General features: G+C 61.4%; 14 protein-coding genes. 2 read left to right on the plus strand and 12 right to left on the minus strand.

From position 1 onward, the window contains the following. Window positions 1-84 precede the first annotated feature (84 nt). A complete protein-coding gene (locus NBH21_RS08005) occupies window positions 85-312 on the minus strand; it encodes a hypothetical protein (protein ID WP_250916003.1) in 228 nt (75 codons plus the stop codon). A 50-nt stretch (window positions 313-362) separates the two neighbouring features. Here NBH21_RS08005 and NBH21_RS08010 point away from each other — a divergent pair, with 50 nt between their 5' ends. Together NBH21_RS08010 and NBH21_RS08015 are read left to right on the plus strand one after the other, a co-directional pair. Then, a complete protein-coding gene (locus NBH21_RS08010; RefSeq protein ID WP_250916002.1) occupies window positions 363-1670 on the plus strand; it encodes an MFS transporter in 1308 nt (435 codons plus the stop codon). 136 nt (window positions 1671-1806) lie between these two features. After that, entirely contained in the window at window positions 1807-2901 is a 1095-nt protein-coding gene (locus NBH21_RS08015) for a metallophosphoesterase (protein WP_425340391.1), read from the plus strand. A 16-nt stretch (window positions 2902-2917) separates the two neighbouring features. On the opposite strand, the gene murB is transcribed toward NBH21_RS08015, so the two are convergent. Genes murB through rsmH form a run of 11 tightly spaced genes read right to left on the minus strand, consistent with a single transcriptional unit; the run spans window position 2918 to window position 16234 of the window. Continuing rightward, window positions 2918-3892, minus strand: a complete 975-nt coding sequence (gene murB, locus NBH21_RS08020) for a UDP-N-acetylmuramate dehydrogenase (RefSeq protein ID WP_250916001.1) — start codon at window positions 3890-3892, stop codon at window positions 2918-2920. Beyond that, complete coding sequence (murC, locus tag NBH21_RS08025) at window positions 3889-5310, minus strand: UDP-N-acetylmuramate--L-alanine ligase (protein ID WP_250916000.1); 1422 nt, start codon at window positions 5308-5310, stop codon at window positions 3889-3891. The genes murB and murC overlap by 4 nt, the downstream gene beginning before the upstream one ends. After that, window positions 5310-6428 (minus strand): undecaprenyldiphospho-muramoylpentapeptide beta-N-acetylglucosaminyltransferase, encoded by a 1119-nt coding sequence (gene murG, locus NBH21_RS08030; RefSeq protein WP_250915999.1) that lies wholly within the window; start codon window positions 6426-6428, stop codon window positions 5310-5312. Before murG ends, murC begins: the two co-directional genes overlap by 1 nt. Before the next feature lie 6 nt (window positions 6429-6434). Beyond that, a complete protein-coding gene (gene ftsW, locus NBH21_RS08035) occupies window positions 6435-7589 on the minus strand; it encodes a putative lipid II flippase FtsW (protein WP_099058273.1) in 1155 nt (384 codons plus the stop codon). A 1-nt stretch (window position 7590) separates the two neighbouring features. Further along, window positions 7591-9000, minus strand: coding sequence for a UDP-N-acetylmuramoyl-L-alanine--D-glutamate ligase (gene murD, locus NBH21_RS08040; protein WP_250915998.1), 1410 nt, complete (start codon window positions 8998-9000; stop codon window positions 7591-7593). 7 nt (window positions 9001-9007) lie between these two features. Beyond that, on the minus strand, window positions 9008-10108 hold the full coding sequence (mraY, locus tag NBH21_RS08045; RefSeq protein WP_250915997.1) for a phospho-N-acetylmuramoyl-pentapeptide-transferase: 1101 nt from the start codon (window positions 10106-10108) through the stop codon (window positions 9008-9010). Window positions 10109-10132: 24 nt separating this feature from the next. After that, window positions 10133-11566, minus strand: coding sequence for a UDP-N-acetylmuramoylalanyl-D-glutamyl-2,6-diaminopimelate--D-alanyl-D-alanine ligase (locus tag NBH21_RS08050; RefSeq protein WP_250915996.1), 1434 nt, complete (start codon window positions 11564-11566; stop codon window positions 10133-10135). Next, complete coding sequence (locus NBH21_RS08055; RefSeq protein ID WP_250915995.1) at window positions 11563-13023, minus strand: UDP-N-acetylmuramoyl-L-alanyl-D-glutamate--2,6-diaminopimelate ligase; 1461 nt, start codon at window positions 13021-13023, stop codon at window positions 11563-11565. Before NBH21_RS08055 ends, NBH21_RS08050 begins: the two co-directional genes overlap by 4 nt. A gap of 59 nt (window positions 13024-13082) precedes the next feature. Then, a complete protein-coding gene (locus NBH21_RS08060) occupies window positions 13083-14831 on the minus strand; it encodes a peptidoglycan D,D-transpeptidase FtsI family protein (protein ID WP_250915994.1) in 1749 nt (582 codons plus the stop codon). Beyond that, window positions 14831-15205, minus strand: coding sequence for a cell division protein FtsL (ftsL, locus tag NBH21_RS08065; protein ID WP_250915993.1), 375 nt, complete (start codon window positions 15203-15205; stop codon window positions 14831-14833). The genes NBH21_RS08060 and ftsL overlap by 1 nt, the downstream gene beginning before the upstream one ends. Before the next feature lie 3 nt (window positions 15206-15208). Further along, a complete protein-coding gene (rsmH, locus tag NBH21_RS08070) occupies window positions 15209-16234 on the minus strand; it encodes a 16S rRNA (cytosine(1402)-N(4))-methyltransferase RsmH (RefSeq protein WP_250915992.1) in 1026 nt (341 codons plus the stop codon). Window position 16235 lies beyond the last annotated feature (1 nt).

A 16235-nucleotide genomic window follows, 5' to 3' on the forward strand; every position in this document is an offset into this window, starting at 1 on the left:
GACCGCCTCGACCGTTGTCTTAGTAAAACGACATTAAGGTTAATGAAGTGTTTACTTTCGTTAACCGACCGGCCCCGAGCAGCCTCATTTTAACGAAATCCGCCAACGGCTTTCCGCCTGCAACACAGATTTCCCGCAGGCGGCGCTTGCAGCGCCCCGGGGAAACCAAATGCGGCAACCGAATCGGTAACCCGCCGTTTCACAACGAAAATCTTCCTCAAATGGCAACTTTATGGCCGCGTCGGACACGGCAGCATTCCATTTCTTGCGAACTTGACGCTTTACAAGAAGGAAAATTGTATTAATGAGCATGCAACCTTTCTGTAGGTTTTGTTAAGAAACTCCCGAACTGGAAACTGTAAATGTCAGACGCGATATCTCCCATATCGCCGACTGCGACCACGTCTTCCGGCAACGCCGCATTGAATTCCCCCGCGCGTGTGCTGATGGCCAGTCTGGTCGGCACGACAATCGAATTCTTCGATTTTTATGTCTACGCAACCGCGGCCGTGCTGGTCTTCCCGACGCTGTTCTTCCCGAACAACGATCCGACCACCGCGCTGCTCGCATCCTTCGCCACCTTCTCCATCGCTTTCTTTGCCCGCCCGCTTGGCGCCGTGGTCTTCGGCCACTTCGGCGACCGCATCGGCCGCAAGACGACGCTGGTCGCAGCTCTGCTGACGATGGGCATCTCCACCGTGGTCATCGGCCTCTTGCCGAGCTACGAGCAGATCGGTGTTGTCGCCCCGCTGCTGCTGGCGCTGTGCCGTTTCGGTCAGGGCTTCGGTCTCGGCGGTGAATGGGGCGGCGCCGTGCTGCTCGCCACAGAAAACGCTCCGGAAGGCAAGCGCAACTGGTACGCCATGTTCCCGCAGCTCGGCGCTCCGGTCGGCCTGTTCCTGTCCTCCGGCACGTTCTGGCTGCTGCTGCACTTCATTTCCAATGACGCACTGCTGGCCTGGGGTTGGCGCGTCCCCTTCCTCGCCTCCACGATACTGATCGGGCTGGGCCTGTGGGTCCGCTTCTCGATCAGCGAAACGCCGGCCTTCCAGAAGGCGATCGACACGCAGGAACGCGTGGCGGTTCCCGCTGCCGAGGTGTTCACCAAATACAAGCGCAGCCTGTTCCTTGGTACCTTCGTCGCTCTGGTCACCTTTGTGCTGTTCTACATCGGCACCGCCTGGCTGCTCTCTTACAACGTCAAGGTCCTGCAGATCCCGTTCCTTGACGCCTTGGAAATCCAGATCCTCGGCTCGGTCGTCTTCGGTATCTTCATCCCGATCACCGGCAAGCTCGGCGACAAGATCGGCCGCCGTCTGTCACTGATCGTCATCACCGTCCTGATCGGTCTGTTCTCCTTCCTGCTGCCTTCGCTGCTGCAGGGTGGCGAGGGAGCCGTTGCCCTCTTCGCCGTGATCGCCATGGCACTGATGGGCATGACTTACGCGCTGATCGGCGCGGCACTGGCGGCCCCGTTCCCGACGAACGTCCGCTACACCGGCGCATCGCTGACCTTCAACTTCGCCGGCATCGTGGGCGCATCGCTCGCGCCCTACATCGCCACATGGCTGCAGGCCAATTACGGCATGACCGCCGTTGGCTTCTATCTCGGTCTCTCCGCCGTGATTACCCTGGTCTGCATCCTGCTGTCGGGCCGCGAAGAAGTCTGACAGACTGAATCAGAAACGTAGAAAAGGCCGCGAAGCATATGCTTTCGCGGCCTTTTTCTTGTTCACCTCCCGGAACATCTCACCTTTCCCCATCGATATCAGCCCGCTAACATGCCTTGAACAACGAGGGGCCCCGATGATTTCAAGACGAGCGCTGCTGAATGGATTGATGGCATTCGGCTCGATGCAAACCTTTCAGCCGGCGGCGCGTGCCGCCTCATCCACGACGGACGTCACCTTTCTCGTTACCAATGACATACATGCCTGCCACCTTTGGAAAGGACTGAGCCCCGGTTGCGAAGAGCAAGGCAAGACCGACAAGAACCTTCGGCGCCAGATCCGGGCGCTGAACGGCGTGCATCGCCTCCAATGGCCAATCGAAATCGATGGCAAACCCACCTCCCTGGCGGGTGCAGGAACCGGTATAGCAGTCCCGCGCGGCCTCGTTATCTGCGGCGACATCACCGATGACGGCGGTGGACAGACAGCCCTGCCCCGTGAGGGCGACCAGATCAAACAGTTTTCCAGACGATACCGGCAGGGCTCCGGCCCGAACCGTGTGCACTATCCGGTCTATGTCGGGCTCGGTAATCACGACCTCGATCAGGATGGCAGACCGCCGGATGTCGATTGGTACCGGGACGAACTGCGTGACTACGTCCGCCTGAACCATAAGCCGAGCGCCTTCCTCAAGCCGCCCCATCCAGCGGATAACTACGACGAAGCGTCCGACAGCTATTCGTGGAACTGGGATCGACTGCACCTCATCCAGATGCAACGCTTCGCTGGCGATACCGGCAAGGGCGCGGCCAGCGGCCTGTCATGGCTGAAGCGGGATCTAGCCACATTCGCTGCTGATGGCAGACCCGTGGTGCTGTTCCAGCATTACGGCTGGGACTCGTTTTCTCTGGAGAAATGGGACCCGGAGAAGAAGACCTTCGACGACGAAGGAAGCGGCGCACCCCACTGGTGGTCCGATGCCGAGCGGCAGGCCTTTCTCGATACGATCCAGGGATACAACGTGGCCGCCGTCTTCCACGGCCATGAGCACGATACGCCGATGATCTATCGCAGCGCCGGCCTCGATATCGTCAAGCCGACAGCCGCCTACAAGGGCGGTTTCGGTATTGTCAGGATCACTGACCGCTTCATGGACGTCGTACTCGCGGAAACCGCAGACGAAAAAGGCGGCGTCACTTTCGTCGCCGCCTCCAGCAAGGTTCTGGGCTAATATACTCTTGACCTGATTACTCGGTCGTCACGCCCATGAACGGCTTGATCTCGCGGCCCGGCATGAATGTGCCGAGACGCTTGATTTCCCATTCCAGCTTGATACCGGAATGTTCGAAGACGCGCTGACGCACGGTCTCGCCGAGATATTCGAGGTCGTAGCCGGTAGCGTGGCCGATGTTGATCATGAAGTTGCAGTGCAGCGACGACATCTGCGCACCGCCGATCATCAATCCACGGCAGCCGGCCGCATCGATCAATTCCCAGGCGGAATGCCCTTCCGGGTTCTTGAAGGTCGAACCACCCGTCTTTTCCTTGATCGGCTGCACCGTCTCGCGATGATGGCGCACCGCATCCATTTCAGCGCGGATCTTGGCCTTCTCGTCTGGATAGCCCTCGAACAAGGCGCTGGTGAAGATCAGCCCTTCCGGCGCGGAGGAATGACGGTAGCTGTAGCCCATGTCGGCTTTGGACAGCACATGGATATTGCCCCGCCGGTCAACCGCCTCGACTTCGACCAATCGGCCAGCCGTATCGCCGCCGTTAGCGCCTGCATTCATCCTGACGGCGCCACCGATCGAGCCGGGAATACCATAGAAGAAAGCGAAGCCGCCAATGTTGTGGTCCATCGCCATCGCAGCGATATGCTTGTCGGGGCAGATGGTGCCGGCGCGGATACGGTTCTCGCCCGCCAGTTCAACCTGACCGAAGCCCTTGGCAGACAGGCGGATGACGACACCCGGAATCCCCCCGTCGCGAACGAGGAGGTTAGAACCGACGCCAACGACCGTCAGCGGAACCGATTCGGGCAAAATCTTAAGGAAGGCGACGAGATCCTCCGTATCGTGCGGCTGGAACATGAGCTCGGCCAGACCGCCGGCCTGAAACCACGTCACACGATCCATCGGCGCATCCGGGGTCAACCGACCGCGCAAGCCATCAACGCCCTTATCGAGCGAAGCCAGAAGTTTTTCTCCGTCTACCTGTTTCATTCCGACTTTCCCGAACCCGAATAAGCTTCCAATTCCTTCGGCAGCGCCGCCGCCCAATACGTGATGCTGCCAGCGCCCAACAGGACCACGAAATCGCCGGGTTGCGCAATAGCTGCGACGAGCGGCGCGAGCTGATCCGGCGACGACAGGTAACGGGCGTCACGATGTCCGCCCGATTTGATCCGGGAAACCAGCGCTTCCGCGTCGATACCTTCGATCGGATCCTCACCCGCCGCATAGACCGGAGCCAGGAAAAGCGTGTCGGCATCGTTGAAGCAGTTGGCGAAATCCTCGAACAGGCTGGCAAGACGCGAATAGCGATGCGGCTGATGCACCGCGATGATTCGGCCCTTGCAGGCTTCGCGTGCGGCCCGCAGCACAGCCTTGATCTCGACCGGGTGATGCCCGTAGTCGTCGAAGACCTGCACTCCGTTCCAAGTGCCCGTCAGCGTGAAGCGACGCTTGACGCCACCGAATCCCGAAAGCCCCTTGCGGATCGCCTCTTCCGGAATGTCGAGCCGGTTGGCGACCGCGATTGCGGCGCAGGCATTGGAAATGTTGTGGCGGCCCGGCATCGGCAACTTCAGGTCCTGGAAGCTGAAAACGCGGCCCGTGCGGCGGCGGCGGATCTCGACGTCAAAGGTCGAATGTGTACCTTCCAGACGGACATTCGAGAAGCGGACGTCAGCCTGCGGGTTTTCGCCATAGGTGATGACCTTGCGGTCCTCGATCTTGCCGACCAGCGCCTGCACTTCCGGATGATCGAGGCACATGACGCCGAAGCCGTAGAACGGCACGTTTTCCACGAACTGGCGGAAAGCGGCGCGCGCATTATCGAACGTACCGTAGTGGTCGAGGTGCTCGGGGTCGATGTTGGTAACGATAGCAACTTCGGCCGGCAGCTTCAGGAAGGTGCCGTCCGACTCGTCCGCCTCGACCACCATCCACTCGCCCTCGCCCATGCGGGCATTGGTGCCGTAGGCATTGATGATGCCGCCATTGATGACCGTTGGGTCCAGCCCGCCGGCTTCGAGCAGCGCCGCGACCATGGAGGTCGTCGTCGTCTTGCCATGCGTGCCGCCGATGGCAATCGCATTGCGGAAGCGCATCAGTTCGGCCAACATCTCGGCCCGGCGCACGATCGGCAACAACTTTTCACGCGCGGCAACCAGTTCCGGATTGTTCTTCTTGATCGCGGTCGACACGACGACCACCTCGGCATCGCCGAGATTGGCCGCGTCATGACCGACGAACACTTCGATACCCTTGGCGCGAAGGCGCTGCACGTTCGCGCTGTCGGCCTGGTCCGACCCCTGCACCTTGTGCCCGAGATTGTGCAGCACTTCTGCAATCCCGCTCATCCCGATGCCGCCGATCCCGATAAAATGGACCAGCCCGATGGACTTCGGCATTTTCATCAATTGGCTCCCTTCACGTCGGTCACGCCCTTGCCAGCGGCAATAGCCTCAACCAGATCGGCGAGCAAGCGCGCAGCATCCGGCTTGCCGGCTGTTTTCGCAGCTTCCGCCATTTTGCCAAGCTTTTCCGGGTCCTGCATGGCCTCGCTCAACAGATGCGAAAGGCGCTCGGGACTGAGTTCGGACTGGGCGATCACCTTTGCGCCGCCGGTTGCGGCCAATGCCGCGGCATTCGCCGCCTGATCGTGATCCAGCGCATAGGGATAGGGCACGAGAATGGACGGACGCCCGATCACCGCAAGCTCGGAAACGGTAGATGCACCCGAACGGCAGATCACCAGATGGGCCGCAGCGATCCTTGCCGCCATGTCGGTGAAGAAAGGCTGGATCTCCGCGGAAATGCCGAGCTTGCCGGAGCAGGCCGTGACCCGGTCGTGATCTTCAGGTCTTGCCTGCTGCGTCACACTCAGGCGCTTGCGCAGGTTATCGTCGAGCAGGCTGATGGCATTCGGCACAGCGGCCGAGAAATACTGCGCGCCCTGGCTTCCGCCGAAAACCACCAGACGGAACGGCTGGCCTTCGAGCGATGGCTGGTAAGGCACCGATGACGCGGCAATGACGGCAGGCCGCACCGGATTACCGGTAACCACCGTCTTGGAGGCGAATGCACCACCCTCCGGCAAGAAGCCGCCGGCAATCGCTTTGACCCGGGAAGCCAGCGCCTTGTTGGCGCGCCCCATGACGGCGTTCTGCTCGTGGATGACGGTCGGGATACCGAGACCGGCAGCGGCAAGCAAAGGCGGCACTGTGGGATAACCGCCGAAGCCGACAACGGCCACGGGCTTCAGCCGCCGAATGAGCGCCTTGGCCTGTCGGAACCCCTTCCACAGCGACAGCAGCGCCTTGCCGAACGCCACGGGGTTTTTCGACCCGATCGTCGCCGAGGCAACCGTGTGGATCGCCTCTGCCGGAAACTTGCCTGCATAACGCTCGGCGCGGCTGTCCGTCACCAGATGAACCGAATAGCCGCGCTCGGTCAGCGTGTGCGCCAGCGCTTCGGCCGGAAAAAGATGACCGCCGGTTCCACCGGCGGCGAGAAGGATGATGCCCTTGGACATGTCGTCTTACTCCGCGGGGACGCCGTGAGCGACCCGGAAAAGGCTGCGCTCCTGCGCCCGCTTTTCGGGCCGCCGACGCGTCAGCGCCAAAATGAACCCGGCCGTCACGCAAATCGCGATCATCGAGGAACCGCCGTAGGAAATCAGCGGCAGGGTCATGCCCTTGGCCGGCAGCAGTTCCAGATTGACGCCGATGTTGATCATCGACTGGACGCCGATCTGAAGCACGAGGCCGGCAACCGCGAAACGGTTGAAGTCGTTGCGTTCCTTGAAGGCATGGCTGAGCCCTCGGATCACAAGGAAGGCGAAGATCGACACGAGCACCATGCAGAAGATGATACCGAACTCTTCCGCCGCGACGGAAAAGATGAAGTCGGTGTGGCTGTCCGGGATGATGCGCTTGACGATGCCTTCGCCCGGCCCCTGTCCGAACCAGTCGCCGCGAATGATCGCCTCGCGAGCGGTATCCACCTGGAAGGTATCGCCCTCGCCGGTGAGGAAGCGGTCGATACGCCCTGCCACGTGCGGCAGGGTGAGGTATGCGCCAAAAATGCCGGCCGCGCCGAGGCCGCCGAGCAGCGAGATCCAGAACCATGGCACACCCGCCATGAAGAACATGCCACCCCACACCACCGAGGTAAGAATGGTCTGGCCAAGGTCCGGCTGGGCGATCAGCAGCGCCGCAACGATGCCGAACAGGATGATGGCAAAGAGATTGCCGGGAATTTCCGGCTGGCGGGCATGTTCAGAGAACAGCCAAGCGCAGATGATAACGAAGGCCGGCTTCATGAATTCCGAAGGCTGGATGGAGATGCCGGCAATCGTGATCCAGCGCCGCGCGCCCTTGACCTCGATCCCGAAGAACAGGGCGAGGATCATCATTGCCAGCGACACCGCCAGCAGCACCATGGCCGTTCGCCGGACCTGACGGGGACTGAGGAAGGACAGGCCGATCATCACCCCGATCGCCGGCAGCATGAAGGCCGCGTGACGCTTGACGAAGTGGAAACTGTCGAGCCCCAGCCTCTCCGCAACCGCAGGCGACGCCGCGAAGGAGAGCATGAAACCGATCCCCATCAACAGAATGAAGGTGATCATGAACAACCGGTCGATCGTCCAGAACCAGTCTGCGACGGGTCCCCTCTCCGCGCGGCTTACCATCTCATTTGCCTCCTGTTGGCACGTCGACCAGCATCGTCACACCGTTCAGGGCGGCGACATGGCCGACAAAGGCATCGCCGCGCACTTCGAAGTTCTTGTACTGGTCGAAGCTTGCGCAAGCCGGGGATAACATCACGGCAACAGGACCGCCATCAGCAGCCGAATCAGCCGCAGCATGGGCGACAGCGAGATCGAGCGTGCCGGAAATTTCATAAGGAACCGTTTCACCGAGCGTGACCGCGAAGGCGGAAGCCGCCTCGCCAATCAGATAGGCCTTGGCGATACGCGGAAAGAGAGGCGCAAGGCTGGTGATGCCGCCTTCCTTGGGCAATCCGCCGGCGATCCAGTAGATCCGGTCGTAGCTCGACAACGCGGGGGCCGCCGCTTCGGCATTGGTCGCCTTCGAATCATTGACGTAGACGACATCACCCCGACGACCCACCGGCTGCATGCGATGCTTCAGGCCGGCAAAGGACTGAAGCCCCGCCCGGACCTCGTCCGCGGATACGCCAACAGCAAGGCAGGCGGCAATCGCGGCCGCCGCATTCTGGGCATTATGAGCGCCCCGCAATGTCTGGATACCGTTGAGATCGGCGAGAACCGACGTCGCGCCGCCATGCGCCTCGATGATGCGATGAGCATCATTATAGAGACCGTTCGCAAGCGGCTGACGTTTGGAAATGCGAACCACCTTCCCGCCGGCTCGCTCGACGCGGTCGGCAATCAGTTCGCTGTAGCTGTCGTCCATGCCGACGATGGCCGTATCGCTGCCGGCGACCAGCCGCTCCTTGACGTCGGCATAATGCTGGATCGTGCCATGACGGTCGAGATGATCGGGCGTGACGTTGAGCAGGATGCCTGCGGTCGGGTTAAGCGTCGGTGAAAGATCGATCTGGTAGGACGAGCACTCGACCACGAAGAACCTGCCGTCCTGCGGCGGATCGAGTGTCAGCACCGCACGGCCGATATTGCCACCGAGCTGTGCATCGCGTCCGCTTGCGGAAAGGATATGGGCGATCAGCGCTGTCGTCGTGGACTTGCCGTTCGTGCCGGTGATCGCGATGAACGGGCAATGGGGAGCATGCGCCCGGCGCTCCCGCACGAAGATCTCGACATCGCCGATGATCTCGACGCCTTCGGCTCTCGCAAGCGCCACGGACCAATGCGGCTTCGGATGGGTAAGCGGCACACCCGGCGAGAGCACGAAGCTCGCGACCGTCTTCCAGTCGATATCGTGCAGATCGCGGGTAACGATGCCTTCGCTGGCAGCCTTGGTAACGCTGTCGGGATTATCGTCCCAAGCGATGACATCGGCCCCGCCGGCGACAAGCGATCTGGCGGTAGCGAGCCCGGAACCGCCGAGACCGAAGAGTGCGACCTTCTTGCCCTTGAAGGTAGTGGCCGGGATCATCTCGGCCTCACCGCAGCTTCAGGGTGGAAAGGCCGAGCATGGCAAGGCCCACCGCAATGATCCAGAAACGAACCACGACCTGGCTTTCCGTCCAGCCAAGCTTTTCGAAATGGTGATGGATCGGTGCCATCAGAAACACGCGCTTGCCGGTCATCTTGAAGTAGCCGACCTGGATGATGACCGAGAGCGTTTCGGCGACGAACAGGCCGCCGATGATCGCCATGACGATCTCATGCTTGGTGGCAACGGCGACCGAACCGATCAGGCCACCGAGCGCGAGCGAGCCGGTGTCGCCCATGAAAATGGCCGCCGGCGGCGCATTGAACCAGAGGAAGCCGAGTCCCGCGCCGATCACCGCGCCGAGCACGACGGCCAGCTCGCCGGTGCCGACCACGAAATTGATCTGCAGGTAGTTGGCAAAGACCGCATTGCCCGCGACATAGGCGATCACGCCGAACGACGCCGCGGCTATCATCACGGGTACGATGGCAAGCCCGTCCAGACCGTCGGTCAGGTTGACGGCGTTGCCTGCTGCGACGATCACGAACCCGCCGAACAGCACGAAGAAGATGCCGAGATCGATCAGAAAGTCCTTGAAGAAGGGAAAGGCGATGGAGGAACCGAAGGTAGAGCCCTGCGGTGCGGACATCAGCGACGTCCTCATCATGAAATAGACCGCGATGCCTGCAATGACGAATTCTATGCCCAGGCGCGCCTTGCCGGAGAAGCCCTTCTCCGTCTGCTTGGTAACCTTCAGGTAGTCGTCATAGAAACCGATAGCGCCGAAGCCGAGCGTCACCAGCAGCGTGCAGACCACGTAGACGTTGGAAAGGTCGGCCCAAAGCAGCGACGAGACCACGATGCCGGCGAGAATCATCAGGCCGCCCATGGTCGGCGTCCCGGCCTTCTTGAAGTGGGTTTGCGGACCATCGGCGCGGATCGGCTGCCCCTTGCCCTGCCGGACACGCAGCGATGCGATCATGGCCGGCCCGAACAGGAAGACGACAAGAGCGGAAGTGAAGAGAGCAGCGCCCGTGCGGAACGTGATGTACCGGAACAGGTTGAAGAATTGAAAGTGGTTCGCGAGTTCCACAAGCCAGATCAGCATTGGAGCCCTTTCCGAAAGCTCTTATTAATTTTGGCGCCCCGTGTCGGGCACGGCCGGATACTTGTCAAGAAGAGCCGCAACGATCTTGCCGAAACCAAGACCGAGCGACGATTTCACCATCAGAACGTCGCCAGGGACGACCGACGCCGTGACGAAAGCCGCAAGCTCGGCCGTCGTCTCCAGATAAACGACACCAACGCTCTCGGGCAGAGCGTCGCGAAGCGCGATCATCTCCGGACCGGCCAGCCACACATGTTCGATACCGGCGGCAAGCAGCGGGCTTGCCAGCTCGGCATGGACCTTCTGCGAAAACTCGCCCATTTCCAGCATGTCGCCAAGAACAGCGATCCGCCGCCCCTCGCCTTCGGGCTGTGAGGCCGCAAGCACAGCGATGGCCGCGCGCATGGAAGCGGGATTGGCGTTGTAGCTCTCGTCGATCAACGTGAAGGTCGAGCCCTCGATCATCAGCCGGTGGCGAGCGCCGCGGCCCTTTACGGCAGAAAGACCCTGGAGGGATTCAATGGCCGCGTCCATATCGGCGCCAACCAGCGATACCGCCGCAAGCACGGCAACCGCGTTCTCCGCGATATGACGCCCAGGCGCGCCAAGCGCCACCTCACGCGTCTCACCGCCGAAACAGACCCACACCGTCGAGCTTTCGGCAGCGCCGTCGAACTCGGCGAGCCGGAACTCGGCCTTGGCATGCTGACCAAAGGAATGAACGTTCTCGATACCGGCCGCCTGCGCCGTATGATCGAGGAAATCGAACTGGCTGTTATCGCGATTGAGGATCACGTCGCCACCAGGCTCGAGCCCCTCGAAAATCTCGGCCTTTGCGGCGGCGATCTCCTCAAGGCTCGCAAAATTACCGAGATGCGCGGGCGCAATCGTCGTGATGATGGCAACATCGGGCCGCACCATACGGGAAAGCGGCGCGATCTCGCCGGCATGGTTCATGCCGATCTCGAAGACGCCGAAGCGCGTATCGACCGGCATGCGGGCGAGTGTCAGCGGCACGCCCCAATGATTGTTGAACGAAGCGACGGCGGCGTGGACATTGCCCGAAGGCGAAAGAGCGAGCCGCAGCATTTCCTTCGTCGTCGTCTTTCCGACCGAACCGGTGACAGCGATCACGGTTGCGGAACTGCGATCGCGCGCGGCGATCCCGAGTTTCTGCAGCGCGCCGAGCACGTCCTCCACGACGATCATCGGCACGACCAGCCGCCCGAGCGCCGGAAGCTTCGCCTCGCTGACGACCAGCAGCGAAGCGCCGTTGGCAATGGCAAGGCTCGCAAAGTCATGGCCGTCGACGCGGTCACCCTTGATCGCAAAGAAGGCTTCTCCCGGAGTAATCGTCCGGCTGTCGATCGAAATTCCGGTGATACCCTCCGGCAGAGTGCCGAACGGACGGCCATCCATGGCGTCGATGAGGTCGCGGGTCGTCCAAAGAAACGTCAATGTTCGAATTCCTCCAATGCCTTGCGCAGTTCGGTATGGTCAGAGAACGGCAGCGTTACATCGCCCACAGTCTGCCCCTCCTCATGCCCCTTGCCGGCCACGACAAGCGTGTCCCCCGCCGACAGCATGGCGACGCCGGCGCGGATGGCCTGCGACCGGTCGCCGATCTCAATTCCCTTCGGCGCCGCCGCCATGATTTCCGAACGGATGACCGCCGGAACCTCGGAACGCGGATTGTCATCCGTGACGATGACGATATCCGCCAGACGGCAGGCGATTTCACCCATGATCGGACGCTTGCCCTTGTCACGATCGCCACCACAACCGAAGACGACAATCACGCGGCCCGTCGTGAACGGTCGGACCGAGTTCAGCACATTTTCCAGCGCATCTGGCTTGTGGGCATAATCGACATAAGCGAGAGCGCCGTTCCTGCTATGACCGACAAGTTCCAGACGCCCCGAGGCGCCGACGAGCTTCTCCAGCGCCCTTAGGGCGACAGGAACGGCAACACCGGTCGAAATGGCAAGGCCAGCCGCGACCAGCGCATTGGCGATCTGGAAATCCCCCGCAAGCGGAATGTGCACCTCATGGATCTCGTCGCCGGCATGGATTTCCGCAACCTGTTTGTGGCGGAAATGCTCGACCCGCTTGAGCGACAGGAAGGTTCCGTTGCGACCGACGGTGCGCACGTCATGACCGGCCTTGGTCGCCACGCGGATCGCTTCCGCCGACCACGGATCGTCGGCGAAGATCACCGCCGGAGATCCCTTTGGAAGCAACGTATCGAACAGCCGCATCTTGGCGGCCATGTAGTCCTCTATCGTCGGATGGTAATCCATGTGGTCGCGGCCGAGATTGGTGAAAGCGGCCGCCGCGAGCTTCACGCCGTCGAGACGGCTCTGGTCGAGACCGTGGCTGGAGGCTTCCATCGCGGCATGGGTAACGCCCTCGTCAGCGAGTTCGGCAAGAAGCCTGTGAAGACCGACAGGATCGGGCGTGGTCAGCGAACCATATTCATTGCGTGTGGGCGACACGACGCCCGTCGTTCCGATCTGTGCCGCCGGATGGCCGGCCTCGACCCAGATCTGCCGTGTGAAGGAGGCAACCGAGGTCTTGCCGGCAGTTCCCGTCACCGCAACCATGGTTTCCGGCTGCCGTCCGAAGAAGCGCGCAGCTGCAAGCGCCAGGAACCGGCGCGGATTATCAACCACGAAAACGGGGACGGAGGCCTCCACGGCATGACCAGCCGCGACAGCGGCTGCGCCACGCGAAACCGCATCGGCCACATAGGCCGCGCCGTCCGCCTTCGTGCCCGCAAGAGCGACGAACAGCATTCCGGGCTCGACCTTGCGACTGTCTGCGGTGATACCGGAAATTGTAATCTCACCGACGGCATTTCCCGCCTTGCCGACCTGATCCTGATATTCGCCGCTCACCAGATCCCGCAAAAACATCGATACTTGTCCATTCTCAGAGGCGTTTCCCCCGAATCGCCGCGTAAATTTAAGCCTGCTTAATAAGAAATGAGCAAGGCGGAACCGTCTTCACCGAATTTCGGTTCTACACCGAGAATTGCGGCGCTTCTGCGGATGATTTCCGCAACCATGGGCGCAGCCGACGTACCGGCGAGCGCTGCACCGTTGCCTTTGTCCGTCTTGGGCTCGTCGATGACGGTCAGGACGACATAGCGGGGATTGTCGATCGGGAAGGCGGAAAGGAAGGCGTTGAAGTTCTTGTCACCGACATAGCGACCGTTGACGACCTTGTCCGCAGTGCCGGTCTTGCCGCCGACATTGAAGCCATCCACGCGCGCATTTCGGCCGGAACCCTTTACGCCGTTCCATTCGAACAGGAAGCGCATGTCCTTGCTGGTCGAGGGCTGAATGACCTGCTCGGCAACCTGATCCGCCTCTTCCTGCGTGCGCGGCAGGAAGGTCGGCGGGAGGAGCTTGCCGCCGTTGACCAGCGCAACACCCGCAACCGCCGTTTGCAGCGGCGTCGTCGAGACACCGTGACCGAACGAGATGGTGATCGAGTTGATCTTCTTCCATTCGCGCGGCTGGCTTGGCATCGCGACTTCAGGCAGTTCCGTCCTCAGTCGCGTCGTCAGGCCGAGCCTCTTCAGAAACTCCTTGTGAGCGTCCGTTCCCACCATGTCGGCGATCTTCGCGGTACCGATGTTGGAAGAATACTGGAAGATTTCCGGCACCGTCAGCACGCGGCTCTTGCCGTGGAAATCCTTGATCGTGAAGCCACCGATGCGGATGGGATAGCGCGCATCGACCGTGGAGTTGAGGCTCACCTTACCCTCGTCCAACCCCATTGCCAGGGTGAAGGACTTGAAGGTCGAGCCCATCTCGAACGTGCCGTTCGACATGCGGTTGAGCCAGCCTTCCTGGGCGCTTGCGGCCGGATTGTTGGGATCGAAATCGGGCATCGAGACCATGGCGAGCACTTCGCCGGTATGAACGTCCAGAACGACGCCACCGGCACCCAATGCCTCGAACTTCGTCATCGCCTCGGAAACCACGTCGTGCAGGATATTCTGCACCCTGAGGTCGATCGACAGCTTCACCGGCTCGAGCGGCGTGTCGCTGGTCATACCGAGCGCACGAAGATCAGCCATGCCCTGGTTGTCGATGTATTTTTCCATACCCGACATGCCACGGTTGTCGATGTTGACGTAGCCGACGATGTGGGACGCAGTCGTGCCGCCGGGATAGAAGCGGCGCTTCTCGGGCCGGAAACCGATGCCGGGAATGCCGAGCGCAAGGATCTGGCTCTGCTGCTTCGGCGTGAGCTGGCGGCGCAGCCACTGGAAATGCGACTGCGGATTGGAGAGCTTCTTGTAGGTGCCCTTGATGTCGAGGTCGGTCAGGACGGTCGCGAGCTTTTCGACCGCCTCGTCCGCATCCACGATCTTGTTGGGTTCGGCAAACAGCGACACCGTGCGGATGTCAGTCGCCAGAACCTCGCCGTTACGGTCGACGATGTCGGGACGAGACGCCATCAGCCGGTCGGCAGGCAGAATGCTGGAAACGGTTTCCGGATGAGCATAACCGTACTGCACCAGTCGTCCGCCGATGATTGCATAGGCAACAGCGAAACCGGCGATCATCAGGCCAACACGCTTGCGCGCCATTTCGGTCTTGCGCTTGCCTGTTCCCTTGAACGTCCCGTTCATCGATGCGCCGGCGCGATGAACATCGGCCGAGAAGTGGGCCTGGCTCTTCAACAGCATGATTCGCGAAAGAAAAGTCATCAGCGCTGCACCGATCCGGTTGTAATGAGATCCGAAACAGGATCCGAGCTCTTATTACCTTCTGCCACTTCCGGCTTCGGCACCTCGGCCTTCATCATCGGCAGTTCCACCGGCCGGGCGATCTGTTCCGGCGCCGTCGGTTGCAGCTGCAACTCGGCGCCATAGACCTTGATAAGCCGGTCGAGCCTGTTCGGCTGCGTCAGCAGCGCCCAGTCCGCCTTCAGGAGTTCGATCGTGTCCTTCTCGAGCTTGATCTCGGCCTCGATCTGCCGGACCTCCTCAAGCTTGTTATCGGTGTGATGCTTGATCTGATAGGTCACGGCAGCCGCAGCAGCCATGGCACCGATCATCACGAGGTCGAAAGTCCTGAGCATGGCTTACCCTCCGATCCTGTCGAGACTGGCGAGGTCGGGCAAATCGAAAATGGAGAAATCCGGTTTCTCGGCCGGAGCGGTGGTGCGAATGCCGGCGCGAAGCTTGGCCGACCGAGCCCGCGGATTGATTTCGGCTTCTGCTTCGCTGGCGGAAACCATGCCCTTGCCGACAGGCTCGAAGATCGCCGCCTTCGCCGTCACCATCGGCATGTGGCGAGAACCGGAAGCCTTACCCGAACGCTCGGAGAAGAATTTCTTGACGATCCGGTCTTCCAGCGAATGGAAGGTGACGACCACCAGACGCCCGCCCGGCTTCAACGCCTTCTCGGCAGCAAACAGCGCCTGGGCAAGCTCGCCCAGCTCGTCATTGACGAAGACGCGCAGCGCCTGAAAGACGCGCGTCGCCGGGTGGATTTTGTCCTTGGCCTTGCGTGGCGTCACGATCTCGATCATTCCGGCAAGGTCCCGCGTGGTGCGGAAAGGCTCATTCGCCCGGCGCTTCTCGATAGCGCGCGCAATACGGCCGGCCTGCTTCTCCTCACCAAGAAAACCGAAGATGCGAATGAGATCGCCAACCTTCGCCCTGTTGACGACATCGGCCGCAGATACCCCTGTCCCCGACATGCGCATATCGAGCGGTCCGTTTTTCTGGAAGGAAAAGCCGCGCTCGGCCTCGTCGATCTGCATGGAGGAAACGCCAATATCGAGAACGACGCCATCGAGCCCACCCGCCGGCGCAAAATCGGCCAGCCGGGAAAACGGCGTATGATGCAGCACGAGATGGCCGGCATGCGCATCGACCACAGCCTGACCGCCGGCAATCGCCGTCGGATCGCGATCAAGCGCGATCACGTCGGCACCGGCATCGAGGATAGCGGACGTATAGCCGCCAGCACCGAAGGTGCCATCCAGAATGACCTTGCCGGAACGAGGCTCAAGCGCGTCGAGCACTTCATTAAGAAGAACCGGAATGTGGCGAACCGGTCCGCCTTCGGCTTCAGTTGAACCTCCGCCTGAATTCGCCACCATT

This window comes from Ciceribacter sichuanensis (assembly GCF_024055605.1).
Classification (GTDB): Bacteria; Pseudomonadota; Alphaproteobacteria; order Rhizobiales; family Rhizobiaceae; genus Allorhizobium; species Allorhizobium sichuanense.

What these genes read in the sequence shown, in the direction of transcription:
- ftsL (WP_250915993.1), bottom strand. Translation starts at nt 15,205, where the DNA reads ATGCTCAGGACTTTCGACCTCGTGATGATCGGTGCCATGGCTGCTGCG.
- NBH21_RS08060 (WP_250915994.1), bottom strand. Translation starts at nt 14,831, where the DNA reads ATGACTTTTCTTTCGCGAATCATGCTGTTGAAGAGCCAGGCCCACTTC.
- ftsW (WP_099058273.1), bottom strand. Translation starts at nt 7,589, where the DNA reads ATGGTAAGCCGCGCGGAGAGGGGACCCGTCGCAGACTGGTTCTGGACG.
- NBH21_RS08015 (WP_425340391.1), top strand. Translation starts at nt 1,807, where the DNA reads ATGATTTCAAGACGAGCGCTGCTGAATGGATTGATGGCATTCGGCTCG.
- murD (WP_250915998.1), bottom strand. Translation starts at nt 9,000, where the DNA reads ATGATCCCGGCCACTACCTTCAAGGGCAAGAAGGTCGCACTCTTCGGT.
- murC (WP_250916000.1), bottom strand. Translation starts at nt 5,310, where the DNA reads ATGAAAATGCCGAAGTCCATCGGGCTGGTCCATTTTATCGGGATCGGC.
- NBH21_RS08010 (WP_250916002.1), top strand. Translation starts at nt 363, where the DNA reads ATGTCAGACGCGATATCTCCCATATCGCCGACTGCGACCACGTCTTCC.
- rsmH (WP_250915992.1), bottom strand. Translation starts at nt 16,234, where the DNA reads ATGGTGGCGAATTCAGGCGGAGGTTCAACTGAAGCCGAAGGCGGACCG.
- NBH21_RS08005 (WP_250916003.1), bottom strand. Translation starts at nt 312, where the DNA reads ATGCTCATTAATACAATTTTCCTTCTTGTAAAGCGTCAAGTTCGCAAG.
- murG (WP_250915999.1), bottom strand. Translation starts at nt 6,428, where the DNA reads ATGTCCAAGGGCATCATCCTTCTCGCCGCCGGTGGAACCGGCGGTCAT.
- murB (WP_250916001.1), bottom strand. Translation starts at nt 3,892, where the DNA reads ATGAAACAGGTAGACGGAGAAAAACTTCTGGCTTCGCTCGATAAGGGC.
- NBH21_RS08055 (WP_250915995.1), bottom strand. Translation starts at nt 13,023, where the DNA reads ATGTTTTTGCGGGATCTGGTGAGCGGCGAATATCAGGATCAGGTCGGC.
- mraY (WP_250915997.1), bottom strand. Translation starts at nt 10,108, where the DNA reads ATGCTGATCTGGCTTGTGGAACTCGCGAACCACTTTCAATTCTTCAAC.